The sequence below is a fragment of the Lentzea flava genome (assembly GCF_014648475.1).
GTDB lineage: Bacteria > Actinomycetota > Actinomycetes > Mycobacteriales > Pseudonocardiaceae > Lentzea > Lentzea flava.
Map to the genome: position 1 here is coordinate 107,061 of NZ_BMRE01000003.1, position 26,347 is coordinate 133,407.

At 69.8% G+C, this 26,347-nt stretch carries 16 protein-coding genes and 1 riboswitch; of the genes, 7 read left to right on the plus strand and 9 right to left on the minus strand.

Annotation, left to right across the window (positions count from 1 at the left end; translation table 11 throughout):
• Positions 1-2 precede the first annotated feature (2 nt).
• Entirely contained in the window at positions 3-2,831 is a 2,829-nt protein-coding gene (locus tag IEZ09_RS07165) for a hypothetical protein (protein WP_189252793.1), read from the minus strand.
• A gap of 155 nt (positions 2,832-2,986) precedes the next feature.
• On the opposite strand from IEZ09_RS07165, the gene IEZ09_RS07170 reads away from it, so the two are divergent.
• Entirely contained in the window at positions 2,987-3,766 is a 780-nt protein-coding gene (locus IEZ09_RS07170) for an aminoglycoside phosphotransferase family protein (RefSeq protein ID WP_229812314.1), read from the plus strand.
• 142 nt (positions 3,767-3,908) lie between these two features.
• Here IEZ09_RS07170 and IEZ09_RS07175 read toward each other — a convergent pair whose 3' ends face one another.
• The 3 genes from IEZ09_RS07175 to metH form a co-directional block, all read right to left on the minus strand.
• The gene (locus tag IEZ09_RS07175) at positions 3,909-5,831 is read right to left on the minus strand and encodes a putative bifunctional diguanylate cyclase/phosphodiesterase (RefSeq protein ID WP_189252794.1); all 1,923 of its coding nucleotides are present in this window, start codon (positions 5,829-5,831) and stop codon (positions 3,909-3,911) included.
• Positions 5,828-6,862 (minus strand): sugar ABC transporter substrate-binding protein, encoded by a 1,035-nt coding sequence (locus tag IEZ09_RS07180; RefSeq protein WP_189252795.1) that lies wholly within the window; start codon positions 6,860-6,862, stop codon positions 5,828-5,830. The genes IEZ09_RS07175 and IEZ09_RS07180 overlap by 4 nt, the downstream gene beginning before the upstream one ends.
• A 116-nt stretch (positions 6,863-6,978) precedes the next feature.
• The gene (metH, locus tag IEZ09_RS07185; RefSeq protein WP_189252796.1) at positions 6,979-10,551 is read right to left on the minus strand and encodes a methionine synthase; all 3,573 of its coding nucleotides are present in this window, start codon (positions 10,549-10,551) and stop codon (positions 6,979-6,981) included.
• A 13-nt stretch (positions 10,552-10,564) separates the two neighbouring features.
• A riboswitch (S-adenosyl-L-homocysteine riboswitch) is annotated at positions 10,565-10,645 on the minus strand.
• A gap of 64 nt (positions 10,646-10,709) precedes the next feature.
• Here metH and IEZ09_RS07190 point away from each other — a divergent pair.
• From IEZ09_RS07190 to IEZ09_RS07210, 5 genes are all read left to right on the plus strand, one after another.
• Positions 10,710-11,540, plus strand: coding sequence for a patatin-like phospholipase family protein (locus IEZ09_RS07190; protein WP_229812315.1), 831 nt, complete (start codon positions 10,710-10,712; stop codon positions 11,538-11,540).
• Between the two features lie 113 nt (positions 11,541-11,653).
• Positions 11,654-13,348, plus strand: coding sequence for a glycosyl hydrolase family 8 (locus IEZ09_RS07195; protein WP_189252798.1), 1,695 nt, complete (start codon positions 11,654-11,656; stop codon positions 13,346-13,348).
• 80 nt (positions 13,349-13,428) lie between these two features.
• A complete protein-coding gene (locus tag IEZ09_RS07200; RefSeq protein WP_229812316.1) occupies positions 13,429-14,313 on the plus strand; it encodes a DUF5829 family protein in 885 nt (294 codons plus the stop codon).
• Between the two features lie 34 nt (positions 14,314-14,347).
• On the plus strand, positions 14,348-16,840 hold the full coding sequence (locus IEZ09_RS07205; protein ID WP_189252799.1) for a helix-turn-helix transcriptional regulator: 2,493 nt from the start codon (positions 14,348-14,350) through the stop codon (positions 16,838-16,840).
• Positions 16,841-16,880: 40 nt separating this feature from the next.
• Complete coding sequence (locus IEZ09_RS07210; protein ID WP_189252800.1) at positions 16,881-17,864, plus strand: alpha/beta fold hydrolase; 984 nt, start codon at positions 16,881-16,883, stop codon at positions 17,862-17,864.
• On the opposite strand, the gene IEZ09_RS07215 is transcribed toward IEZ09_RS07210, so the two are convergent.
• Entirely contained in the window at positions 17,861-19,234 is a 1,374-nt protein-coding gene (locus IEZ09_RS07215; protein WP_189252801.1) for an amidohydrolase family protein, read from the minus strand. The genes IEZ09_RS07210 and IEZ09_RS07215 overlap by 4 nt on opposite strands.
• Before the next feature lie 68 nt (positions 19,235-19,302).
• Entirely contained in the window at positions 19,303-20,304 is a 1,002-nt protein-coding gene (locus IEZ09_RS07220) for a sugar ABC transporter substrate-binding protein (protein WP_189252802.1), read from the minus strand.
• 184 nt (positions 20,305-20,488) lie between these two features.
• Here IEZ09_RS07220 and IEZ09_RS07225 point away from each other — a divergent pair, with 184 nt between their 5' ends.
• Entirely contained in the window at positions 20,489-22,453 is a 1,965-nt protein-coding gene (locus tag IEZ09_RS07225; RefSeq protein WP_189252803.1) for a putative bifunctional diguanylate cyclase/phosphodiesterase, read from the plus strand.
• A 27-nt stretch (positions 22,454-22,480) separates the two neighbouring features.
• On the opposite strand, the gene IEZ09_RS07230 is transcribed toward IEZ09_RS07225, so the two are convergent.
• The 3 genes from IEZ09_RS07230 to IEZ09_RS07240 form a co-directional block, all read right to left on the minus strand.
• Entirely contained in the window at positions 22,481-23,800 is a 1,320-nt protein-coding gene (locus IEZ09_RS07230) for a M28 family peptidase (RefSeq protein ID WP_189252804.1), read from the minus strand.
• Between the two features lie 65 nt (positions 23,801-23,865).
• A complete protein-coding gene (locus IEZ09_RS07235; RefSeq protein WP_189252805.1) occupies positions 23,866-24,873 on the minus strand; it encodes a YbaB/EbfC family nucleoid-associated protein in 1,008 nt (335 codons plus the stop codon).
• A 133-nt stretch (positions 24,874-25,006) separates the two neighbouring features.
• The gene (locus tag IEZ09_RS07240; RefSeq protein WP_189252806.1) at positions 25,007-26,299 is read right to left on the minus strand and encodes a PepSY-associated TM helix domain-containing protein; all 1,293 of its coding nucleotides are present in this window, start codon (positions 26,297-26,299) and stop codon (positions 25,007-25,009) included.
• Between the last annotated feature and the right edge of the window lie 48 nt (positions 26,300-26,347).

A 26,347-nucleotide genomic window follows, 5' to 3' on the forward strand; every position in this document is an offset into this window, starting at 1 on the left:
ATCTACTGCGACGGCTCGTGACCGCAGCCGTCGAGCGGCAACCGGAGCTTCTCCTTGAACGCGACCACGTCGGGCCTGCACATCGCGTTGCGTCGCTGGGTGTCGAGGTCCTTGATCGACAACGGTGAGAGCGACCACGCCAGCGGTGCCTGAAGGCCGGGGGAGACCTCCGGGCGGATCGCGAGGAATCGGCCGGGGAACGTCGCTTTGGCGCGTTGCTCGGCGCCGATGTCGTCGAGCTCGTCCGGCAGGCCGCGCGTTGTCGGTGGGATGTAGAGCTCCTGGATCCGGCCGTTCGCCCTCGGTGTCGCGATCGGCAGGTAGTGGTTGTCCAGCACCAGGAAGTACGGCTTGACGGTCCGTGTCGACATCCTGTTGTGCGACGCGGCCATCGGTTCCAGCTCGCGCCAGAGTTCGAGCATCGCGTCGATGCCGGTGTTGTCGGCGTAGCCGCCGTCGACGACACCGATCGCGATGTCGTCCTTGGAACAGCGGTACATCCGGCCGGACGGCGAGATGTACGGGAACCGCGCGGAGAGCAGTGCGGCCGTCGAGCGTCGCAGCCCGCCCGGCACCGTGCTGTCCTCGGCGCACAGGTAGTCGAGGACGTCGCTGGTCATCGGGGCGCCGGTGTGGCCGGTGACGCCGTTGCACGTCTGGCCGGCCCTGGCGAGCCGCACGGGTGAAATGGCGATGCGGCAGCCTGTTTCGACCTGCGTGCCCGTCAGCACGAGCAGCGGGCGTTCGCCGCCGGTGCCGTAGACGTCGCTGAAGAAGCTGGAGTGCAGGCCGTTCACCCGGCGGCCGACGCCGTCCTCCAGAACGGCTGCCCGATCGGGTCCGCCGAAGCCGACGTAGGCCCGGGCGAGGTCCACCGAGAGCATCCACGCGAGTGGCTGCGTCAACGGATCGGACTCGGCGAACGGCGCGGAGTACCAGGTCGGGTTGTCCTTCGCCGCACCGTCGAGGGTGGCGACCCATGCCGTGTTGCCGAGGCTTCCGCCGGAAGCGCCGCCGAGCGCGAACACCGCGGCCGCCGGATTGCCGCCGCACCCATTGCCCAGCTTCGTGCCGAACAGGTCGGTCAGCGTGGAGGCGGTCCAGTATGCGGCACGTTGTCCTCCGCCCGGACTGCTGACGAGGACCAGCGGGACTTCCCCGCTCTCCGTGCCGTCCGCGCAGTTCGCGGCTTTCCAGGCCGTCCAGGTATCCTTGAGCTTGATTCCGTCCGATGAAGGCGAGGCGTCGTTCGTGCGTCGCGCGTCGTGTGCGGAACCGTCCGCGATCAGGCTGCACACACCGAGAATGGCGGCCAGCAGCAGCACCACGGGTATCCGGGAGAAGCCCAGCACCAGCAACCCCTTCGGCACCGGCCACCGCTCCGAGAACCGCTGCGCCACAGTCAGTCCACTGAGGAACAACGTCAGGAACACCGTGAGCACGACCAGCGAGGGGATCGGCATCCGGTCCGTCACCGTCGACAACACTGCGATCTCGATGAGGACGGCCACGCCCGCGCCCAGCACCGCGGGGAACTTGGCGGCAAGGCAGCAGAGGAAAACGCCGAGTGCGATGCCCGCCAGCAGGATGCCCGACACGAGCACGATGACATCCCGGCTGATCGTGTTCTCTTCCACCACGAACAACGCGGGTGTGTAGGCCTTCACCGCTCCGAGCAGCAACGCCAGCAGCGGCACGCAGGTGAGCACGGCTGCGAGCAGACGGATCATCGGCTCGTCGACGGGATCGGGATCACCGGCGTCCCGACGCCGGTCCTTCTGGGCAGCCGCCGCCGCGGTGTCGGAGTCCACAGTGGACGCATGGCGCCAGAGCAGTTCGAGCAGCAGGATTCCGACGAGCACGCCGGAGATTCCCCAGAGGGGATGCAGCTTGAACCCGACGGCGAGTCCGGCGAGTACCACGCACGTGACGGCGGTCGTCAGCCGGAGCGCATTCTCCCGACGCCGGAGCGCGACCGCACTCGGGTCCTCCGGATAGCAGTCGATCAGCAGCCTGTGCACCGATCTGCCGGCGGCGAAACCGAGCACGCAGGTGGCTGCAACGACGCCGACACCGCTCCAGAAGTTTCCGTACCACTGGCGGATCAGGTCGTTGACCTGTCCGGTGGGCTCCAGCAACACGAGCCCGGCGAAGAGCGCCACCGCGACCGTGGCCAGCCTGGCGCGCCAGACCACCTTGGCGAGCCGCCACGCCCGCTCTCGCAGCACCGCCCAGAGAGCAGGCGATCGCAGGCACTCCGCGAAGATCCCCGCGATGACGAGCACCAGCAGCCACTTCAGGGCGGTGACGGAGAACGAAGTCCAGATCACACCCTTCGGCACGCCGGAACGCGCGTGGACGAACATCAACAACCGCAACGAGTTCTCGACGAGGTCGACCACGGGAAGGATGAGCAGCAGCCGCAGCCGCCGTCGACCCCTGAGCATCGTCAAAGTTCCGAGCCACGTCTGCCTGGCAGGCGGGAAGAGCTGCAGAGTCAGGCGGGCGGAGCTCCACAGGAGATAGAGGATCGCCGTGTACAGGACCATGTACGCGAAGTCCGCGACGAAGTACGCCAACATGACATCGCCGACGATGTCGTACATCTCGCCGTTGAAGGTCCAGGCCTTCAGGATCGACTGCGTGTCCACCACGACGCCGGTCGGCGGCAGCCGCCACGCCAGGGACTCCACGCCGCCCGCCTGCTCCGTCGAGACCTGCACCGAGGCGAGCAGCGAGTTCATCGCGCCCATCGCGACCAGCACCCAGGACGCCGCGAGCACCAGCAGAACCAACACCACGGCTGCCACCAACGCCACCATGATCACCACGGGCGGCCTCCGGACCTGAGGAAGATCTGTGCCCGGAACGTCGCAGCTGCGCCGACTGGCGTGACTGGAGCAACGAAAGTTCACCCGTTTGCCGCAGTCTGGCGCGGGACGTAAATGATCTGCGGATGATTGGCGGGTCGTGACACGATCTTGTCATGACGGACTTCGCGACCCCTGAGCAGATCGCCCACCGCACCAACGCGGCCAAGGAAGCCGCCGTGGCAGCGGGTCGCGACCTCGGGCTCGAGATCACCGAAGGCAAGGTGCTCTACGAGCTGTTCTCCGTCGTGGTGCACCTCGCCCCGGCGCCGGTCGTGGCCCGCATCCCGACGGTCCTGCCGCACACCACCACGCCCGACGACCTGACCCGGCGCCAGCAGCAGGAGCTCGACGTGGCGCAGTGGCTGCACGACCAGGGCACGCCGGTGATCCCGCCCAGCCCGCTCGTGCCGCGCAGGCCGGTGCGGCGGGACGGGTTCTCGATCACGTTCTGGCCGTTCACCGAGGAGGACAAGGGCTCGGAACCCGACTACGTCAGGAACTCCGAGCTGACCGCGGACCTGCACAAGGCGCTGCGGGACTATCCCGGCGAGCTGGACTTCCTGTCCTCCGCGGAGCCGCGGTTCGTGACGGAAGGCCTCGACCGGCTCGAGCCGGACGTCGTCGACCCCGCCGACGTGCGGCGCGCCAAGAAGGAGTGGCAGGTCCTGGAACCGCTCATCAGCGACGAGAGCGAGTTCCGGAAAGCGTTTCCCGGTGTCGACGTGCAGCCCATCCACGGCGACTCGCCGCCCGCGAACATCTTCGCGAGCACGAACGGGCCGCTGTTCTCCGACTTCGAGCTCATCACGAAGGGGCCGGTCGAGTGGGACCTCGGCGGCCTCGGGCCGGAGCTCGAAGCCGCGTACGACCGCGGTGCGGCCAGGAACGCCTGAGGCCGCTCGACAGGGACGTCCTCAGGTTCGTCAACGCGGTCGGTGCGATCCGGGTGCTGGCCTACCTCTCGTGCGCGGACCAGTTGCCCGCCATGGTCGAGTTCATGAAGCCGTTCATCAACCAGTGGCGGGACACGGAACCCTATGCGTGAGCTGCCGCCCGGTCTCCCAGCCAGGCCACGATCTCCTCGGCGGGCAACGGCTCGCTGAGGAAGTAGCCCTGCACGACGTCGCAGCCCGCTTCGGCCAGCGCCGTCCAGGTGTCCTGGTCCTCGACGCCCTCGGCGACGGCCTGCAGGCCGAAGTTGCGGGCCAGGGCGACCAGGGCGTGCACGATCGCGCTGTCGCCCGCGTCGGTGCACATGTGTGTGACGAACGAACGGTCGAGCTTCATCTCGTGCACGCGCATGCTGCGCAGGTAGGAGATCGACGAGTAGCCGGTGCCGAAGTCGTCGATCGACAGCCGGACGCCGAGCTCGGTCAGGCCGCGCAGCACCTCCACCGCGCGGTCCGGGTCGGAGATGATCGCCGACTCGGTGATCTCCAGTGTCAGCAGGCGTGCCGGCAGGCCGTGCCGCTTGATCAGGTCGGCGACGTCGCCGGGGAACTCGGCGTGCAGCAGGCAGGCGGCGCCCACGTTCACCGAGACCGGGACCTCCCAGCCCGCGTCCTGCCACGCCCGGCACTGGCGCAGCGCGGCGTCGATGACGTAGCGGGTCAGCGGCTCGATGAGGCCGTTCTCCTCGGCGATCGGGATGAACTCGTCGGGCCTCACCAGGCCGCGGGTCGGGTGCTGCCAGCGGGCCAGTGCCTCGACCCCGCACACCGCGCCCGTGTTGGCCAGCGCCTTGGGCTGGTAGTGCAGGAAGAGCTCGCCGCGGTCGATCGCGTGCCGCAGTTCGGTGACGGCGGTGAGCTGCGAGGCGCCGCGCTCGTGCAGGCGTGCGTCGTAGACGGCCACACCGGACTTCTCGCGTTTGGCCGCGTACATCGCGATGTCCGCGTGCCGCAGCAGCTCGTGGCCGTCCATCGAGTCCGCAGGGCACAACGCCACACCGACGCTGCCCGCGATCTCGAGTTCCAGGCCTTCCAGGGTGACCGGCATGGCCAGTGCCGAGAGGATCTTCTCGGCGACCATGCGGGCGTTGTCCGCCGAGCCGACGCCGGGCAGCAGCACGGCGAACTCGTCGCCGCCCAGCCGTGCCACCAGGTCCGTGTCGCGCACGGCCCACGACAGGCGGTTGGCCACCTGGCGCAGCAGCAGGTCGCCGGAGTGGTGCCCGAGCGAGTCGTTGACCTCCTTGAACCGGTCGAGGTCGACGATCAGCAACGCCAGCGGCTCGTTCTTCTTGCACGCCTTCGCGACGGCCGTTTCCATGCGGCGCGCGAGCAGCGTGCGGTTGGCCAGGCCGGTCAGGGCGTCGTGGTGGGCCTCGTGCTCGTTCTTGGCGGCCTGGCGCAGGATCTTGCGGCGGTGGCCGAGCAGCACCATGCCGAACAGCGCCACGAGGAACGCGTCCAGCACGAACGCGATGATCTGCGCGAGCCGCAGCCGCGAGTTCTTCTCGTCGGCGGCCCGCAGGTACTCGGTGGTGTCGAGGCGCTTGGAGCCGATCGTCGAGGAGATCTGGCGGCGCAGCGACGAGTGCGCGAGGTTCGCCTGGTCCGCCTGCAGCGGGTTGTCGCCGGCGATCACCTTGCGCAGCATGTCGGTGGTCTGGTCGTACAGCGGCAGCAGGCTGGTGGCGTCCGCGATGTCGTCGGGCTGGCCCTGGGTCCGCAGCCACTCCAGGTCTCCGCGCGCGGAGCCGACCGAGTTCTGCAACGGCTCGATCGTCTGCGGGGTGCGGGCGACCTGGAGGTCCCGCAGCGCGTTGTCGGCGATGTTGATGTGCTCCAGCACACGGCTCCACCGCTCACTGGAGTTGTTGATCTGCCGCACGTGCGCGGTCGTCGCCTGCGCGCTGACGCTGCTCACGAGCGCCAGTCCCGCCAGGACCAGCAGCCCGGCCGTCAGCCCCGCCGTCGCCACCCTCGCGGTGGCGCGGCCTTCCCAAAAGCTCACCGTGCCTGCTCCAACGGTCGCACCCAGCTCGCCGGGTCCTCGACGAAGCTGTCGATCTGCGGCTGGAAGAACTCCTTGCGAGCCCTCTCGGACTCCTGCCGGTGCAGGATCTGCTCGAGGTTCGCGGTGGTCACCGTCAGCCCCGGTGTCTCGATCCAGCCCTCCGGCAACGGGGCCGCGCCCGTCGCGTGCCGTGCGAGCAGCCAGCCCGCGACGGCGCCCTTGAGGTAGTGCTCGGGCGAGATCGTCGCCACCATCGCGCCGTCCCGCACCGCCTGCAACGTTCTCGGGTCCACCCCGAAACCGCCCACCAGCCACCTCGCCGACTTCTCGGTTCTCAACGCGGCGAGATTGACCCCGTCGCAGTCACCGGTCCCAACGAACGCCAGCGCGTCCGGGTTCGCGGTGACGAGCCGGCGCCACGCGTCACGATTCGCTTCATCGTCACGTTGCGTGTCGAACGGCCCCAGCACGAGTACTCCCGGTAGCTTCTCGGCGAATCGCCCTCGAATGCCTTCTGCCCGGTCGTCGAACCCGGCGAGTCCCGGCGAGGTGTTTCCCAGCACCACTGTTCCGGTCGCGTCCGAGGGCAATCGGCGCATCAACTCGTCAGCCAGCTTTTCGCCGAGTTCGTAGTTGTCGTTACCGATGTGCAGTTTCACCCCGGAACTCGTGGTGAGTCGCATGTCCACGCCGACTACGGCGACGTGTTGGGCGAGCGCGTCACCGATGGCCGGCGCCATCAGCGCGGGTTCGGACGTGGCGACCGCGATTCCGCCTTTCGCGGCGAGCGTCAAATCGGCGAACAACTCGACTTCCTTGTGCCCGTCCTGGCCGGGTGGCCCGGTCACGGTGGCGCTGACGCCGCCGATGCGTCCGACGCCTTCGTGGAACCCGCTGGTCATCTCCTGCGCGAAGGAGCCGCCGGTGCGCTTGACGACGAAACCCACGTGCGGCAGCGCGTCGGACTTCGCGGCGCCACCGCACCCGGATAAGACCACCAGACCCAGCACCAGCGCCGCAGCTCGCATGCATGACCTCGGGCTCGCTCGACGATTGATCCAGAGCGGCCCGATGCTACAGCGGTTGGTGCCAAATCGGGACAACGCCTCCCAATACCGGGAAGCGCTTTCACGTTCCCGAAGAGTCAGGACGGTTCGTAACCCAGGTTGGGGCGCAACCACTGCTCGACCTCGGCGACGGGCTTACCGCACCGGCGGGCGTAGTCCACGACCTGGTCACGACCGAGACGCCCGACGGTGAAGTACTTCGCGTCCGGGTGCTGGAAGATCAGGCCGCTCACGCTCGCCGCCGGGGTCATCGCGAACGACTCGGTGAGCCCGACGCCGATTTCCTCCGCCCCGAGCAGATCGAACAGCTGACGCTTGACGGTGTGGTCCGGGCAGGCCGGGTAGCCCAGCGCGGGCCGGATGCCGCGGAACCGTTCCGCGTGCAGGTCTTCCAGCAGCGGCTCGGCGTCCGGCTCGAACCAGTCGCGGCGGGCCCGCAGGTGGATCCACTCGGCGAACGCCTCGGCGAGCCTGTCCGCCAGCGCTTTCACCATGATGGCGCGGTAGTCGTCGTGCTTGGCCTCGTACTGCGCCGCCAGCTTCTCGGCGCCCAGGATCGTCACCGCGAAACCGCCGATGTGATCGCCTTCCGGCGCCACGTAGTCCGACAGCGAGCGGTTCGGGCGCGACACCTGCTTCTGCGTCTGCTGGCGCAGCATCGGGATCAGCACACCGTTGTCGAGCTGGATGTCGTCACCGGCGGAATGCGCGGGCCAGAAGCCGTACACGCCCTTTGCCTGGAACAGGTCCTTCTCGATGATTTCGTCGAGCAACGCCGTCGCGTCGTCGTAGAGTTCGCGCGCGACCGGCTGGTCGAGGATCGCGGGGAACTTGCCTTTGAGCTCCCAGGCGAGGAACAGGAACGTCCAGTCGACGAACTCGCGCAGTTCCGTCAACGAGGGCGTCATCACCCGCGTGCCGGTGAATGCGGGCGTCGGCAATTCGGCGAAATCGACCTTTTCCGCGTTGGCGCGCGCGGCTTCCAGGCTCAGCAACGGCAGCTGCTTGCGGTTTTCGTGCTGTTCCCGCAGCCGTGCTTGCTCGGCCCTGTTCGCGACGTTGAGCTCGTGCGCGCGCCGGTCGTCGAGCAGGTCGGAGACGACGCCGACGACCCGGGACGCGTCGAGCACGTGGATGACCGGCTCGTCGTAGACCGGGGCGATCTTCACGGCGGTGTGCTGGCGGGACGTGGTGGCGCCGCCGATCAGCAGCGGCAGCTTCATGCCGCGCCGCTGCATCTCCTCCGCGACCGAGACCATCTCGTCCAGCGACGGCGTGATCAGCCCGGACAGGCCGATGACGTCGGCGTGCTCGCGGATCGCGGTGTCGAGGATCTGCGCGGCGGGGACCATCACGCCGAGGTCGATCACCTCGTAGTTGTTGCACCCCAGCACCACGCCGACGATGTTCTTGCCGATGTCGTGCACGTCGCCCTTGACCGTGGCGAGCACGACCTTGCCGTTGCCGCCGGCCGTCGACTTGGGCTCGGCGTCCATGAACGGCTCCAGGTACGCGACCGCGCGCTTCATGACGCGCGCGCTTTTCACCACCTGGGGCAGGAACATCTTGCCGGCGCCGAACAGGTCGCCGACGACCTTCATGCCGTCCATCAGCGGGCCCTCGATCACGTCGAGGGGGCGGGGGAGGGCCTGGCGGGCCTCTTCGGTGTCTTCGTCGATGAAGTCGACGACACCGTGCAGGATCGCGTGCTCCAGCCGCTTGGCCACCGGGGCCTCGCGCCACGACAGGTCGGCGACGCGCTTCTTGCCGGGTCCCTTGACGGTCTCGGCGTGCGTGACGAGCCGGTCGGTGGCGTCCTCGCGGCGGTTGAAGATGACGTCCTCGACCAGTTCGAGCAGCTCTGGCTCGATCTCCTCGTAGACCACGAGCTGCCCGGCGTTGACGATGCCCATGTCCAGACCGGCCTTGACGGCGTGGAACAGGAACGCCGAGTGCATCGCCTCGCGGACGACGTCGTTGCCGCGGAAGGAGAACGACAGGTTCGAGATGCCACCGCTGGTGCGGGCGCCCGGACATCGCTGCTTGATCAGCGGCAGCGCGTCGATGAACGCCTTGGCGTAGCCGTTGTGCTCCTCGATGCCGGTGGCGACCGCGAGCACGTTCGGGTCGAAGATGATGTCCTCGGCAGGGAAACCGACCTGCTGCGTGAGCAGGTCGTACGCGCGGGCGCAGATCTCGACCTTGCGCTCGGTCGTGTCGGCCTGGCCCTGCTCGTCGAACGCCATCACGACGACACCGGCGCCGTACGCGCGGATCGTGCGGGCCTGCTCCAGGAACGGGCCCTCGCCCTCCTTGAGGCTGATCGAGTTGACCACGCCCTTGCCCTGCACGCACTTGAGACCTGCCTGCAGCACGCCCCAGCGCGAGCTGTCGATCATCACCGGGATGCGGGCGATCTCCGGCTCGGTCGCGATCAGGTTCAGGAACGTCGTCATCGCCTGCTCGCCGTCGAGCAGGTCGGCGTCCATGTTGACGTCCAGCAGGTTCGCGCCGCCGCGCACCTGGTCGAGCGCCACCGCGAGCGCAGCCTGGTGGTCGTCGGCCTCGATCAGCCTGCGGAACTTCGCGGAGCCGGTGACGTTGGTGCGCTCACCGATCATCACGAAACCGGTGTCGGCGCCGATCTCGAACGTCTCCAGGCCGCTGAACCTGGTGGTGTTGCGGGACTTCACCACCTCGCGCGGCTGCTCGGCCCGCACCGCCTCCGCGATCGCGCCGATGTGCGCGGGGGTGGTGCCGCAGCAGCCGCCGACGATGTTGACGATGCCCTTGCCGGCGAAGTCCTTCAGCAGCGCGGCGGTCTCGTCCGGCGTCTGGTCGTAGCCGCCGAACGCGTTGGGCAGGCCGGCGTTGGGGTGGCAGGCGACGTAGGTGTCCGCGAGCCGCGCCAGTTCGGTGACGTGCGGGCGCATCTCCTCGGCGCCCAGCGAGCAGTTCACGCCCACGACCAGCGGCTTCGCGTGCTCGACGGAGTTCCAGAACGCCTCGACCGTCTGACCGGACAGCGTGCGGCCGGACAGGTCGACGATCGTCACCGAGATCCACAGCGGCAGGTCGGGAGCGACCTCCCCGGCGGCGGTGATGGCGGCCTTGGCGTTCAGCGTGTCGAAGATGGTCTCGATGAGCAGCAGGTCGACGCCGCCCTCGCGCAGCGCGGCGATCTGCTCGGCGTAGGAGGCCTTGACCTCGTCGAAGGTGACGGCGCGGAACGCGGGGTCCTCGACCTTGGGGGACAGCGACAGCGTCACGTTGAGCGGCCCGACCGACCCGGCGACGTACTTCCCGCCGAACTCGTCGGCTGCCTGCCGCGCGAGCCGCGCTCCAGCGACGTTCATGTCGTGGACGCGGTGCTGGAGGCCGTAGTCGGCCTGGCCGATGGACGTGGCGGTGAACGTGTTGGTGGTCGTGATGTCCGCGCCCGCCGCGAGGTACTGCCGGTGCACGTCGAGCACCAGGTCCGGTCGCGTGAGGTTGAGCAGGTCCGGATCGCCGGTGACGTCCATGTGGTGGTCGGCGAACTCGGCCCCGCGGTAGTCGTCCGGAGCGAGCTTGGCCTGCTGGAACATGGTGCCCCAGGCGCCGTCGAGCACGGCGATCCGCTGGTTCAGCAGGGACTTGAGACCATCCACGCGCGCTCCCGAAAGGTCGGAAGCGCCCTTGTTCGTGGTGGTGCAAGGCCGAGCGTGGCGGGCGAACGGGCCCGTTGCAGCGCTTCTCGGCCTCGCGTTCAAGGCTACCAAGGGTGACCATGGTTCAGGAACCCGTCTCACTTCTTAGGATGGACCTCGTGACAGAAAAGCGCGCGTTGGTGCTGGGCGGCGGTGGCGTCACCGGGATCGCTTGGGAGACAGGGATTCTGCACGGGCTGGCGGAAGCGGGTGTCGACCTGACGGACGCGGACCTGTTCGTGGGGACGTCCGCCGGGTCCGTGGTGGCCACGCAGGTGGCGGGCGGTGTTCCGGTGAGCGAGCTGTACGCGAGCCAGTTGTTGCCGCCGGACGGGGAAATTCCGGCCCGGCTGACCACGTGGATGGTGGTCCGCTACGCGCTGTCCTACGTGATGCCCGGATCTCCTGCCCGGAAGCGGGCACGGCTGGGTCGTGCCGCGGTGAACGCCCGCACCCCGTCGGAGGAGTCGCGGCTGGAGGTGTTCACGCATCGACTGTCCATTCAGGACTGGCCGGACCGCGCGCTGAAGGTGACCGCCGTCGACACCGCGGACGGGAAGTTCGTCGCGTTCGACCGGGACAGCGGGGTGCCGCTGGTGAAGGCGGTCGCGTCGAGCTGCGCGGTGCCGCTGGTGTGGCCGCCCGTGACGATCGGCGGCCGCCGGTACATGGACGGCGGGATGCGGTCGGTGGCCAACGTCGATCTCGCGGCGGGGTGCTCGCGGGTCGTGGTCGTGGCGCCGATAACCCGTGCGGCGAGCGCCGCGGCCACGCCTGGGGCCCAGGCGGCCCGGCTGGGCGTGCCGTCGATCGTGGTGAGCCCCGACAAGGCGGCGCTGGCGGCGATCGGGTCGAACCTGCTGGACCCGGCGCGCCGCAGGCCGGCCGCGGAAGCGGGCCGCGCGCAGGCCGCCTCGGTCGTCGAGGCGGTCCGTGAGGTCTGGCACTAGCCGCTGTCCGAACGAGCAACAAAAGGTCCGCACCTCTTGTCCACGGGGTCTGACCTGCCTACCGTCGCCTGACTCGCATTGTCAGCTTTGTTAACTAATTGCTGGAGGCGGTCGTGGGCGGCAGACGGTTGGCGTTGGGGGCGGTCGGGATCGTGCTCGGCCTCCTCGCGGCGGGAACGATCAGCGCATCGGCGGCGGATCCGCTGGTCTCCCGCGGCAAGGCGGTGCTGGCGTCCTCGATCGAGGGCTCCGGGTTCGAGGCGGCCAAGGCGGTCGACGGCAGCACGTCGACCCGCTGGGCCTCGGTGGAAGGGCACGATCCCGAGTGGATCAGGGTCGACCTCGGCTCGACGCACACGATCAGCAGGGTGAAGCTGACCTGGGAGGTCGCGTACGCCAAGGCCTACCGCGTGCAGACCTCGCCCGACGGGTCGGCGTGGACCGACGTGTACTCGACCAGCACGGGTGACGGCGGCATCGACGACCTGACCGTGTCCGGCTCCGGCCGGTACGTGCGGATCTACGGCACCGCACGTGGCACGGCGTACGGCTATTCGCTGTGGGAACTCGAGGTCTACGGCGTGGGTGGCGGCACCAACCCGCCCACGACGACGCCGACCACCACGACGACCACGCCTCCGCCCGTGCCCGGCATCGCTTACCCGTTCGGCAGCAGGCTGCAGCCCTACGCGGCCGGCATCCTGCGACCGTCCGGCAGCACGTCCACGCTCGACGCCAAGATCGTCGACTACTACCAGCGGTGGAAGGCCGCGTTCGTCAAGCAGAACTGCGGCAACGGCTGGTACCAGGTCATCTCGCCGGACGCGGAGTTCCCGTACGTGGCCGAGGCCCAGGGGTACGGCATGGTGATCACCGCGACGATGGCGGGCGCCGACCCGGACGCGAAGAAGATCTTCGACGGCCTGCTGAAGTACAAGCTCGCGCACCCGTCGGTCAACAACCCCGACCTGCTGGCCGCCGAACAGGACACCTCCTGCACCAGCGTCAACGGCAGCGACAGCGCGACCGACGGCGACATGGACACGGCCTACGGGTTGTTGCTGGCCAACCGCCAGTGGGGCAGCGCCGGCACCTACAACTACAAGTCGATCGCGCTCAGGAACATCAACGCGATCAAGAAGAGCCTGATCAACCCCACCACGAACCTGCTGCTGATGGGCGACTGGTCCGGTCCGGACGACAGCAGGAAGTACTACGGCTCCAGGTCCTCCGACTGGATGACCGACCACTTCCGGGCGTTCCGCAAGGCGACCGGCGACTCCGCGTGGGACACGATCCGCGCCAAGCACCAGGACCTGATCGCCTCGCTGCAGTCGAGGTACGCGCCGAACACCGGCCTGCTGCCGGACTTCGTGCAGGACACCAACTCCACGCCGAAGCCGTCCGTCGGCAAGATGCTCGAGGAGGCCGCGACGGACGGCAAGTACTGGTACAACGCGTGCCGCGACCCGTGGCGCATCGGCGCCGACGCGGCCGTGACCGGTGACGCCAAGTCGCTGGCGGCGGCACGCAAGCTCAACACGTGGATCAAGAGCAAGACCGGTGGTGACCCGAGCCGGATCGCCGTCGGTTACGGCCTGGACGGCACGCAGATCAACAGCGGTTCCGACGCGGCGTTCGTCGCGCCGTTCGCGGTCGCGGCGACGACGGATGCGGGCAGCCAGGCGTGGCTGGACGCGTTGTGGAACAAGATGCTGAACACGCCGATCGACACGAACACGTACTTCGGCGCGAGCATCCAGCTCCAGGTGATGATCACGGTGAGCGGGAACCACTGGATTCCGTGACCGGCGCCTTGCCGTTGCTGCGCGATGCGCCTTCGTCCGACTTGAGCCTGACTTGAGCTGGTCCGTCCTAGGATCGATTCATGGGGAATCGACGTTCGTTCAGCATGATCCTGACCGTCCTGCTGGTCGTGATCGGTGCCGTTCCCGCGCAGGCCGCGGAGCGACAACTGCTGTACTACAACCACGCCTGGGGAACCCTCGACCGCGCCACGGCCGACGCGATCGAACACTCCTCCTACCTCAGGGAGTTCGCCGACTTCGAGGTCCGCACCACCACGGGCGCGGACGGCAAGGTGTGGACGGGCCGCTACCTGCGCGGCAAGGAGACCTACCTGGAGATCTTCGGGGTGGGCGACGTCGGCGGCCAGGACGGCGAGCTGGGTGCGGCCGGGCTCGGGCTCTCGACCGAACGCGACGGCGACATCGAGACGGTCAAGTCGCGCCTCGTCGCGTCCGGCCAGACGCCGATGGAGTTCCTGCAGACGCGCGACTTCGGCGACCACAAACCCGTGCCGTGGTTCGACGTGCTGTACCTGGCCGAGCAGTACGACAGGTTCGGCGCCTGGGCGATGGAGTACCGCGACGAGTACTTCGCCGACCCGCGCAGCCAGACCGGCCCCGCGCGCTTTCCCGGTGACGTCAGCCGCGAGCGCTACCTGCCCGACCGCTACAAGAACAAGCTGATGCGCGACGTCAGCCTGATCCGGATCGCCGTGACCGCGCGCGACCTGGCCGCGACCACGCCGTTGCTGCGCGCTGGTGGGTTCTCCGTGCGGACCGAGCCGGGTGGGGTCGTCGCGACGCGTGGCGGCACGACGATCCGGTTCGACGAGGTGGCGATGGGCCGGACGGGGCTGAAGCGGGTCGAGTTCGCGCTGAACCGCGCCGTGCCGCCGCACGTGCAGGCGCTCGGGGCTTCGACGCTGGTCGTGGGGCCGGGCGCGCACGCGGTCTGGACTTTCTGACACTCTGGTCGGACGGGTCGACGAACGGGGTGTCGTGTCGCTGGTCGGGCGTGAGCGGGAGCGGGAACGGCTGGCCGCGCTGGTGGCGTCGGGCGGGTCGCTGCTGGTCGTGGGTGAGCCAGGGGTCGGCAAGTCCGCGCTGCTGCGGTCGTTCGACGGTCATCTGGCCGTCGGCGTCGAGGCCGAACAGGACCTGCCCTACTCCGGGTTGCACCAGGTGCTGCACCCGTTCCTCGATCTGTCCACTTTGTCCAGTGTGCGGCGTGCCGCGCTGGAGGTCGTCTTCGGACTCGCCGACGGCGCCGCGCCGTCCGTTCACCTCGTCGGCCTGGCCGCGCTCGAACTCCTGAGCGCGGCGCACGCCGTTGTCCTGGTCGATGACGCGCACTGGCTGGACCGGGCCAGCCAGGACGTCCTGGGGTTCGTGGCACGCCGGTTGTCCGGTGCGACGCTCATCGTCGCCGCCCGGACACCGGTGTTCGCGGGCGTGCCCGTCCTTTCCTTGGAACCGTTGGCGCCCGCCGACGCCCACGCGCTTCTCACCGCGGTCGCGCCAGAACTCGACACCGAACGCCGCGAGCACGTGCTCGCCCAGGCCGCCGGAAACCCGTTGGCGCTCACCGAACTTCCCTTCGGCGGCACGTCCCTGGAGGAGACGTTAGCCGCGCGCGCCGCGACGCTGCCCGCCGACGTGCGGATGGCGTTGCTCATGACGGCTCTCGGCGGACCACCGGCTGACGACCTGGCGCCTGCAGTCGAGGCCAGACTGGTCGATCGGAACGGCGAGTTCCGGCACCCGTTGATCAGATCGGCGATCGTGCAGGCCGCGAGCGCCGGCGAACGCAGGGAAGCCCATCGACGCCTCGCCGCCACGGACGAGCCCGACCGGCGGGCGTGGCATCTGGCGGGCGCGGCCAGCGGCACCGACGAGACCGTGGCCTGCCTGCTGGAACAGACCGCGGACCGCGCGCTTCGGCGTGGTGGCGCGGCGGCCGCGGTCAGCGCGCTGGAACGGGCCGCGCGCCTGGGCGATAGCGGCGAGCGGGCGCGCCGGTTGTTGCGGGCCGCCGAGTTGTCGGCGGAGGCGGGCAACCGTGACGACGTCGAGCGGATCCTGCGGGAGGTGCGCGGGCTCGGCCTCACGCCGCGCCAGCGGGCGTTGGCGACGTGGCTGCCCAGCGCGTTCGACGACGGCGTGGAGGACGGCGCCGCTGGGCCGGGCGAGCTGGCCGGGCTGGCCGAGGCCGTGGTGGTCGACGGTGACGCCGAGCTGGGCATGCGGATCTTCTGGAGCGTCGCGATGCGGTGCTTCTGGGTCGAGCCCGGAACGGCTGCCAGGCAACGCATTTCCTCCGTGGGGGCGAGGTTGCCGATCGATCCCGGCGATCCGCACATGGTGGCGATGGCCGCGTACGTGAGCCCCGTGGAGCAAGGCGATGCGGTGATCACGGCGCTCCGGTCGGGGACACCGGACGACCCGGCGACGTGCCGGCTGCTCGGCAGCGCGGCGCTGCAGGTCGGCGCGTTCGAGGAGTCCGTGCGGTTCTCCGTTGCCGCACAACGAGGTCTGCGCGCCCAGGGCCAGTTCGGACTCCTGACGAGGGCCCTGGCCGTCGAAGCGTGGAGCCGGACCCGCCTCGGCGACATCGCCGCCGCCGAACCCGCGGCCGCCGAAGCCGCCGCACTCGCCGAAGAAACCCGTCAGCCCTACATGCGCGGTCTGGCCGCCGCCGTCCAGGCCGAGATCGCCGCGCTCAAGGGCGACTACGACGAAGCAGCCGCGAAAGCCGCCGAAGCCGAACGGATCGGTCTCGCCGCCGGCGCCCGCCCCGTCCTGGCCACGGTGCAGCTCGCCAGAAGCCTCGCCGCGCTGGGCGAAGGCCGGTACGCCGACGCGTTCGCCGCCGTTCGCCGCATCCACGACCCCGCCGATCCCGCCCACCAGCTGGCGTTGCGGCGGTACGTGCTGCCGGAACTGGTCGAAGCCGCCACGCGCAGCGGCAACGCCGACGAGGCGCGCAAGATCGTCGAGGAGCTCGACACCGCCACCAGCTCCCCGGCCCTCGCCGCGGGTCTGCGGTACGCGCGCGCCCTGCTGGAGGAGGACGAAGCCCTGTTCACGGCGGCGCTGGAGGCGAAGAGCTCGCGCTGGGACCGGGCCCGCGTCCAGCTCGCGTTCGGCGCCTGGCTGCGCAGGCAGCGCCGGGCAGCGCAGGCCAGGCCCCATCTCAAGGCGGCGGCGGAGGCGTTCGAGGCGTTCGGCACCAGGGACTGGGCGGAACGCGCCCGCGAGGAGCTCAGGGCGTCCGGCGAGTCGCGCAACGGCAACGGCGACCTGACCGAGCACGAGCTGACCATCGCACGCATGGCCGCGGACGGGCTGACGAACAAGGAGATCGGCGAGCGGCTGCACCTGTCGCACCGCACGGTCAGCACGCACCTGCACCGGATCTTCCCCAAACTCGGCGTGACGGCACGGTCCGAGCTGAGGGAAGCGTTGATGACGTACGCCGGCACCGTCACGTGACGGTCGCGAGCCCCTGAGCGCCGTCCCTAGGGTCGAAGCCATGATCAGCAGGCGACAGTTCTCCCAGGCACTGGCCGTGGCGGGCATGGCGGCACCGCTCGTCGCGGCACCCGCGAAGGCATCGGTCAGCACCCCGGCGTGGGGCGCGATCAAGCAGGTCAGGGCCGGTCTGCTGAACATCGGGTACGCCGAGCTCGGCCCCGCGGACGGTCCCGTCACGATCCTGCTGCACGGCTGGCCGTACGACATCCACAGCTACGTCGACGTCGCGCCCGCCCTGGCCGCGAAGGGCCACCGGGTGATCATCCCGTACCTGCGCGGCTACGGGTCCACGCGGTTCCTGTACGCGCACACGATGCGCAACGGCCAGCAGTCCGCGCTGGCCGCCGACGTCATCGCGTTCATGGACGCCCTCAAGATCCGTCAGGCGACGCTGGGCGGCTTCGACTGGGGCGCGCGGACGGCGTGCATCACCGCGGCGCTGTGGCCGGACCGGGTGAAGGCGCTGGTGTCGGTCAGCGGCTATCTGATCGTCAACCTCGTCGCCAACCAGGAGCCGCTGAGCCCGCAGGCCGAGCTGGGCTGGTGGTACCAGTACTACTTCGCCACCGAGCGCGGCGTGAAGGGCTACACCCAGAACACCGCCGAGTTCAACAAGCTGATCTGGAAGCTCGCCTCGCCGCAGTGGAACTTCGACGACGCCACCTACGCTCAGAGCGCCACGGCGTGGAAGAACCCGGACCACGTCGCGATCGTCATCCACAACTACCGCTGGCGCCTGCAGCTCGCCCAGGGGGAGCACCGCTACGACGGGCTCGAGCGCAAGCTGCAGGCCAGGCCGGTGATCAGCGTGCCGGCGATCACGATCGCCAGCGACTTCGACGGGCCGAACAAGAGTGGCGCCGGTTACCGCGACCGGTTCACCGGGTCCTACGAGCACCGGATCCTCGACGGCATCGGGCACAACGTGCCGCAGGAGGCGCCGGAGGCGTTCACCCGCGCCGTTCTCGACGTGAGCCGTTAGGTCGCCGGAGGGGTGAGGATCCCTCCCGCCGCCGTGCGGATGCGGAGCGAGGAAGCCTTCGCACCCCGCACGATCCGGTCCACGTCGTAGGCGACCAACCGCCCGCCGCGCTTGACGATCCGGCCGTCGGAGAACACCGTGTCGACGTTCGCCGGAGTCGCCGCCTGCACCAGCGTCGTCTCGAACAACCCGCCCGGCGCGAGGTTGATGTCGTTGGTGCGCACCAGGATCAGGTCCGCCCGCTTGCCGACCGTGATCGACCCGGTGACGTCACCGAGCCCCAGCGCGCGGGCGCCGCCCAGCGTCGCCATCTCCAGCACGTCCCGGAAACCGGCCTCCGGCACCAGCCGCATCGTCTCGAACATGTCCGACGGCGCGATCGACGTGGCGTCCGACGACAGCGACACCAGCACACCGGCCTTGCGGAACCGCAGCAGCGCGTCCCGCGGGTCGCCGGTGCCCAGCCGGTACTCCGAGTGCGGCGCCCAGCTCAACGGCGTGCCGGTCCGGGCGAGGATCTCCATGTCGCTGTCCAGTGCCGTGAGGTAGTGGCACAGCAACGTCTTCGGCCCGAGCCAGCCTCGCCTCTCGTAGTCGGCGGCGTCCACGATCCGCGGTGGTGCCTGGCCCGCGTGGATCGCGATCGGCAGACCGCGCCGCAACGCCGCTTCCATGTCCGCGAAGAACGCCGGCTCGGTGCTCTGCGACAACCCGCGCAGGTTGATGCCGAGGTGCACCAGCCCGTCGAACGCCGTGCCGTTCGCGAAGTATTGGCTCCGCACGCGATCCACGTCCGTGAGATCCATCGGCACGTCCCGCGGCATCTGGTCCACGTGACCGTAGGAGAAACGCGCGCGCAGCAACCCGTCGCGGTGCGCCCGGAGCTCGGCGTCGGCGTGCGCGGGGGAGCGGGTGTTGTTCGACCAGTTGTGCACGGTCGTCACGCCCGCGTTCGCGAGCTCGGCCAGTCCGAGGAGCACGCTGCGGTAGACGTCCGTCGCCTCGTACAACGTCGACGTCGCGCGTTTCGCCGCGAAGTACGGGAAACCGTCGGCCACGTAGTTGCGGCCGATTGCGCTCCACATGTGGTGGTGCGTGTTGACGAACCCCGGCATGACGATCATGTCGGTGGCGTCGACGACCTTCGCACCCCGAGCGTCCAGGTCACGCCCGACCGCCTCGATCCGGCCGTCGTCGACCAGGACGTCCGCGCGGGGCAGCACCCCGAGCGCCCTGTCGACGGTGACGACGGCGCCACCCCGGATCAGGTAGCGCCGGCGGCGGGTGTCAGCGGTGGCAGGAGCGGTGGTGGTGGCCGGGATCGCCAGTGCGGCGCCAAGAGATTTCGCGAGTGTCCGTCGGTTGATCATGCGGCCCTCCAAGGCAGGGAAGGCCGTCATGCTGGCTCAGGATCAGCGTTCTGTCACCGGCATGGGCTTCACCGCACCTGGTCGAGGGGACGCAGGTTCTTCGCCGGTTCCGCCGTCAGGGCGTCGATGTGCGGCCGGGCGGCCTCCAGCCGGTTGGTCTCACCGGCCTGACGGTGGATGATTTCGTCCACATTGGACTCGCGGACGACCAGGCCGGGTGCCACCAGCCAGCCCTCCGGCAGCGCACGGCCGTTCTTGGCGTGCTCGGCCAGCAACCACCCGGCGACCGCGCCCTTGAGGAAGTGCTCGGCGGACACCGACGCGAACAGGTGCCCGTCCTTGACGCCCTGCAACGCCTTCATGTCCAGGCTGAAGGCCGCGGCCAGCCACCGCGCGTTCTTCTCGGCGTGCACGGCGGCGAGGTTGATCGCGTCGACGTCACCCGCCCCGAGCAGGGCGAGCGCGTCCGGGTTCGCGTCGGCCAGCCGTTGCCACGTGGCGAGGTTCGCCGGCAGATCGCGCCCGGTGTCGAGCGGCCCGATCACCTGCAGCTTCGGGAACCGCTCGACGAGCCGCGCCCTCAGCCCTGCTGCCCGCTGGTCCAGCGCGGGCATCGCGGGGGAGTTGCTGCCGATCACGACCTTGCCCGCGCTGTCCGGCGGCAGCTTCTCGGCCGCGGCGTCGGCGAGCATCCTGCCCAGCTCGTAGTTGTCGTTCTCGATCAGCAACCGGACCCCGGATCCCGGCGCGACCTGCCCGCCTCCCACCGCGATCAGCGGAATGCCCTGTTCGATCACCTGCGCCATCGGCTCGGCCACCAGCTCGGGCGCGACCGCCGACAACCCGATGCCGCCCTTGGCCTTGGTGGCGAGGTCGCGCAGCAGTTCAGCCTGCTTGAGGCCGTCGTGCGTGTCCGGCCCCGTCACCTCGGTCTTGACGCCACCGGCGATGGCGGCGCCCGCACGGAACCCCTCGCTCATCTCCCGGGAGAAGTCCCTCGACGTGTTCTGCGAGACGAACCCGATCGTGGGCGGGTCATCGGACGTCTTCGCGCCGCCGCATCCGCTCACCCCCACCACCACGAGTAAAACCGCAGGCAGGAACATTCGGACCGCACGAACCATGGGAAAGGCCCAATCGTTGATCACTGAAAGCGAACGAGGGTAGTCCACATCGGTCCGATGTGTCGGCTTGCGTGCGATCCTTTGGCTGCGTACCAATGAGCACTTCGCCGGAGAAGACAGGCGGCTCCCGATGCTGTCCAACTGGGTCGAGGCCCGCACCACCGCGCAGACGGCCGTCGTCAGCCTGACGATCGGCCTCGCCGCGCTGGCGGGCCTCGCGCTGTGGACCAGCCTGAGCATGCAACGCGCGGCCACCCACCTGCACGAGCTCAACGAGATCAGCGACCGCTGGGGCCTGGTCGTGCAGAACGTCGACGTGGCCGACCACGCCCTGACCGACTACCTCCGCTCCGGCATCCCGGTCATGGGCCAGCCGGTCTTCACCGCCGCGGGCGCCGCCGACGAGAGTCTCCGCTGGCTGCGCGAGCGGGGAGCCCCGTCCGACGTCCGCGCCGCGACGATCGTCGGCGACCTCTACGGCGACTACGCGACCCTGCTGCGCGAGACCGTCGCGGCCCGCGACCGCGGCGACGCCACGACGGCGGCGCAGAAGGCCGACCAAGCCGAGCTCACCCTGGTCTCCCTGCGCAAACAGCTCTCCACCGTGGTCCAGCTCAAGCGCCTGGAAACCACCGACCACCTGCGTGCCGCGGAGAAGCAGAACGGCAGGCTCCGGCTGGCCGCCGTGATCGCGTTCGTGATCGACCTCGGCCTGGTGGGCCTGTGCGGCGTCGTCCTGCTCGGCCACCGCCGCAAGATCCTGCGCCAGGCGGCCAAGAGCGAGCACGAGGCGATGCACGACGCGTTGACCGGCCTCGCCAACCGCTCGTTGCTCACCCAGCGCACCCAGCAGGCCATCCAGTCCGCCAACCGGTCCGGCGAGCCGCTCGGCCTGTTCCTGATCGACCTCAACCGCTTCAAGCCGATCAACGACACCCTCGGCCACGTGTTCGGCGACCGCCTGCTCCAGCACGTCGCCAACCGCCTGACCGGCGCCGTCCGCGACCTCGACACGGTGGCTCGCCTCGGCGGCGACGAGTTCGCCGTCCTGCTGCCCGCGGTCGGCACCGCCGCGAACGCCCAGATCGTGGCGGACCGCGTGCACCGGGCGCTGGAGGAGGCCGTGGACATCGACGGACTCTCGGTCGACGTCGGCTGCAGCATCGGCGTCGCGCTGTACCCGACGGACTCGTCGGACGCGCACGAGCTCCTCAAGCACGCCGACATCGCGATGTACGCGGCCAAGCGCGCCCGCCTCGGCACGTCCGTCTACGAGCCGGGACTCGACCAGCACAGCGCCGCCCAGCTGACGGTGATCAGCGACCTGCGCCGGGCGATCGACCACGGCGAACTGGTGCTGCACTACCAGCCCAAGGCCGACCTGCGCACCGGAACCGTGTGCGGCGCCGAGGTGCTGTGCCGGTGGCAGCACCCGCGGCTGGGGCTGCTCGGGCCGGACCGGTTCATCCCGGCCGCCGAGGAGACGGGACTGATCGAACCGCTCACGCAGTACGTGCTGGACCACGCGCTGGAGCAGTGCCGCACCTGGCACGCCGGCGGCTGGGACGTGCCGATCTCGGTCAACGTCGGCGCCCAGTGCCTGCAGGACCCCACGTTCCCCGACCAGGTCGAACGGTTGCTGAAGGACCACGGCAGGCCGCCGGACGTGCTGACGCTGGAGATCACCGAGTCGGCGATCATCGCCGATCCCCACCGGGCCACTGACGTGCTGACGCGGTTGCGGGAGCTGGGCGTGCGGTTGTCGATCGACGACTTCGGCACCGGTTACTCGTCGATCGCCTACCTGCGGACCATGCCGGTGCACGAGATGAAGATCGACCGGTCGTTCACCACGAACATGCGGTCGGACTCGTCCAGCGGCGCGATCACCCGGTCGTTGCTCGGGCTGGCGCACAACCTGGAGCTGGAGGTCGTGGCGGAAGGGGTCGAGGACGAGGAGACCTGGACCGCGCTGGCCGCGCTGGGGTGCGACATCGTGCAGGGATACTGCCTGAGCAAACCGTTGCCCGCCGACGAGTTCGCCGTCTGGTTGCGCAACCGGATGCTCGACGAGCTGACCGCGCCCACTCCCTGACCGGAGCGGGCGCGGCCGGCACCGCGTCTAGCGCCGGCAGGCGAGCCGGTAGGCCGCGGCCCCGATCAGCTCCAGCGACACCTGCAACCGCTCCAGGCTGATGTTGTCGCGGATCGTGTCCTCCGGCGTGTGGTAGATCGGTTCCAGCTGCGCCGGTCCTCCCTCGCCGCGCCAGCTGAAGTTCGCCGACGCCATGCCCTTCTCGTGGAACGGCACGTGGTCGCTCGACCCGCGCGCCACCGGTCCGTGCACCCGCGGGTCGTAGCCGAGGCGTTGCGCTGCCGCCCGGACCTCCGCCGTCGTGGCGTTGTCCGCGCCGTCCACCGACAGCAGCCAGTACGCCGTCGCCGGGTCGTGGCTCGTGGCGACCATGTCGTTCTGGAACACGCCCTTGATCCGCGCGATCTCCTCGGCAGGCAGCTGCGAGACGTAGTGCCGCGACCCGAGCAGCCCCTGCTCCTCCGAACCCCACAGCGCGAACCGGATCGCCCTGTGGGTCGGCAGATGGCGCAGCACTCGCGCCAGCTCCAGGCACAGCACGGTGCCGCTGCCGTCGTCGTTGGCGCCCGGCGACCCCGGCACGCTGTCGTAGTGCGCGGTCACCATCACAACACCGTTGTCGCGCCACGGGAACGTCGACGGCCGCTCGGCGATCACGTTGTAGGACGTCAGGTTCGGGTGGTGCGTGGTGCTGATCGTCAGCTGACCGGAGCCCTGCGCGCGCAGCTTCTCGGTGTGCACCTGGGCGAGGCCGATCACGGGCACGGAGACGTTGCGGTCGAGCGTCGGTGAGAACGCGCTGGATTTGCTGGCGGTGGTGGAGATCCGGCCGAGGATCACCGCCACCGCGCCGCGCTCGATCGCCGCGTGCGTCGGCGCCGAGCCCGCTGGAGCGTTGACGTAGAAGGCGATTTTGCCGGTCAGGTCCGGCAGCTGGCCGTCGGTCACCTCGACGAACGGCGCCGTGACCGTTGCTCCGAGCGCGCCGAACCGCGACGCTCCCGCCTGCCAGGTCGAGTTGATCTCGGCGAGGTACTTGTCCGGCACCGTGAACGGCTGCGTCGTCACCTGGTACCGCAACGACTTGAGCTCCCGCACGAGGTAGTCGCGGGCCTGGTGCTCCGACGCGGTGCCGCCGATCCGCGGGCCGATCCGCTCGCTCAGCACCTTCAGGTGTTCCAGCGCTCTGCGGGCCCGGACCCTTGCCACGACGGGGAAATCGCCGAGGTTCAGGTCGGGCAGGCCCGTCGCACCAGGTCTCTGCTCGGTGGCCGCGAGCGCGCTCGCGGGATTGGCCACCACGGCGGCGACCCCGGCCGCCGCGGCGAGGAAGTCACGTCTGCGCATGTCGTCCCCCATCTCCCGATGTTCCCCGGCGAACGTAGGCAGGACGGGAGGTGAGCGACAACCGACTAGTGGCTGGCTTTCTCGGCGTGCTCGAGCACGAGGTCCTGCACCTGCCGCCGGGCATCCGACCGAGCTCCCTCGACACAGGCCATCAGACGCGCGGCCAGCACATCGGGGTCGAGGCCGCGCACGGCAGGACTGAGCGAGATGCCGGTGGTCACGCCGTTCGAGTCCACCGTCACGGTGACGCCGCCACGCGTCGACTCGCCGCTGACCGCCGCGAGCAACTGCAGGAGGTCGTCGTACCGGCGGCGTTCTCGTTCGACGGCGGCCGTGCGGCGCTCTTCCCACCACGCGAGACGGCGGCGCAGCAACGCGAGTGCGGTCGCCGGGTCGGACACAGGGACCGCCCACGAGCCCGACGCCGTGTGCAGCACGACAGTGCTCGCTTCCGCCGTCACGTGCTCGATTCGCGCGAAGGGCACCCCGGCGTCGACCCGCGCTCCGCGCCTGCTCGTCCAGTCGATGCGATCGGTGCTGATCACCACGCGCGCCTCCCGGCCTTCCAGCACCAGCGGGAACGCCGTCGATCCCAGTTCGAGCACGGGAGCCGCGAGCAGCGAACGCCTGGCCAGCCGCGCCAGCGAACAGGCCGAACCGGCGCCGAGCACACCGGCCGCGCACAACGCCTTCACCGCGAGCGCCGCGCCGGGGCTGAGCCGCAGCGCGATGCCGGAGCCCGGCAGCACCCCGAGGACCAGCTGCGCGCCGGTCATCAGGGTGGTGGCGGGCAACCACGAGTGCGGGTCGCTCAACCCGTTGCGGCGCAACCACGTCAGCAGCGCCCACGCGCACGCGGCGGCGGCGACGGCCGGAATCGCCGACCACCACGGCATGATCCGCTGCCCTGCCGAGGTCAGCACGGCGAGCACGACGCAGACGACGCCGATCGTGACGGGCAGCACACCCGCGGAGAGCAGCAGCAACGTCCTGGTGCGCCGCCACCGCGCGGCCAGTGCGTGCACGACCTCGGGATCGTTGATCAACGGAATGGCGTGCGGAATGAGCGTCATCGGCGCGCCTCTCGTCAGCTCGCCGCCGTCACGAGGTGTGACGCGCGGGCCGACCAGGCTTCCCGGCACTCCAGACGTAAGAATGCCGTAAAAGCCCAGCTCAGGCAAGCCTCGTCCACAATGGACGGTCTGGTCAGGTCGTTTTCGCGCGCCTGGCGAGCAGCAGATCGATCGCGAAGAACACCACGAGGCTGATGCCGAGCAACGGCACGAACCAGCCCACCACCAGCGCACCGACCCCGAGGCCGGCCAACGCGGCGGGCGGTGCCTTGCGCCACTGACCGCGCGGGGTCGGCCGGCCGAAGCCCCTCGTGGGCCTGCGCCTCCACCACATCCGGTAGCCGAGCGCGACCAGCGCGACGAGCCCGCCGCCGAGCAGCAGCAACACCAGCTGGTTGGGCCAGCCGAACAGCACGCCCATGTGCGCGTCGATGCCCCATCTGGTCAGCTTCGCGGCGAACGGGTAGTCGGCGAACCGCACCGAGCTGACCACCGCGCCGTCCTGGATCGCCACCGCGTCGACCTGCGTGGGCCAGCTGCGGCCGATCTCGGCGACCTTCCACGCACCGCCGGGCGTGGCGGGCAGGCCGATCTCGACGGGCTTGGCGTCGATCCCCGAGGTCCTGGCCGCCCAGAGCACCGTGTCGATGTCGCTGTGACCGTTGCCGGACGACGTGTGCTCGCCGTGTTCCGAGTGGTCACCGCCGCTGCCGCCGGGCATCTTCAACGACGGCGTGGTCCAGCCGAACGCCTGGCGCAGCGTCGAGACGTTCTCCCCGGCGTAGGCCGACCACGTCAACCCCGTGGCGGACAGGAACAACGCACCCACCAGCACCCACATGCCGATCAGACCGTGCGTGCGGATGCGCTTGCTGTTGCGCGGCCTGGTGATCCACAGGACGAGTCCGCCCAGCGCGACGACCCACAGCCAGGAGGCGGCGAGCTCGCTGTAGAGGCGACCGGGCTCGCCGAGCATCAGGTTGCGGTGCAGCTGGCTCAGCGTCATCCGCAACGGCAGCGCGCCGCTGCTGCCGTAGACGACGAGGTCACCGGTGACGCGGCCGGTGCTGGGATCGACGAACACCGCCCGGCGTTCGGACTCGCCGAGGCCCTTCTCGGCGAACAGCACCCGCGTCGTGTCACCGGGTTCCGGTGCGGGCCGCACGGCCACGAGCGTGCCCTGCGGTGACGTCGCGAGGGCGGCGTCGATCTGCTTGGAAAGCGGGAGTTGCTGGGAGGAAACGGGAACGCGCAGCTGATCGGAGTACACCCACGACTCCAGTTGCGGGGTGAGGGCGTACAGGACACCGGTCAGCGCGGCGACCAGGACGAACGGGCCGACGAGGACACCGGCGTAGAAGTGCAGGCGCAGGAAGAGTCCCCGCCACGCGAACGACGTGCGCGGCGGAGTTGCTGTGGTGGTCATGAGGCTCCAATGGGCGTGAACAGGTGCAGGACCGCCGGGAGACGGCCC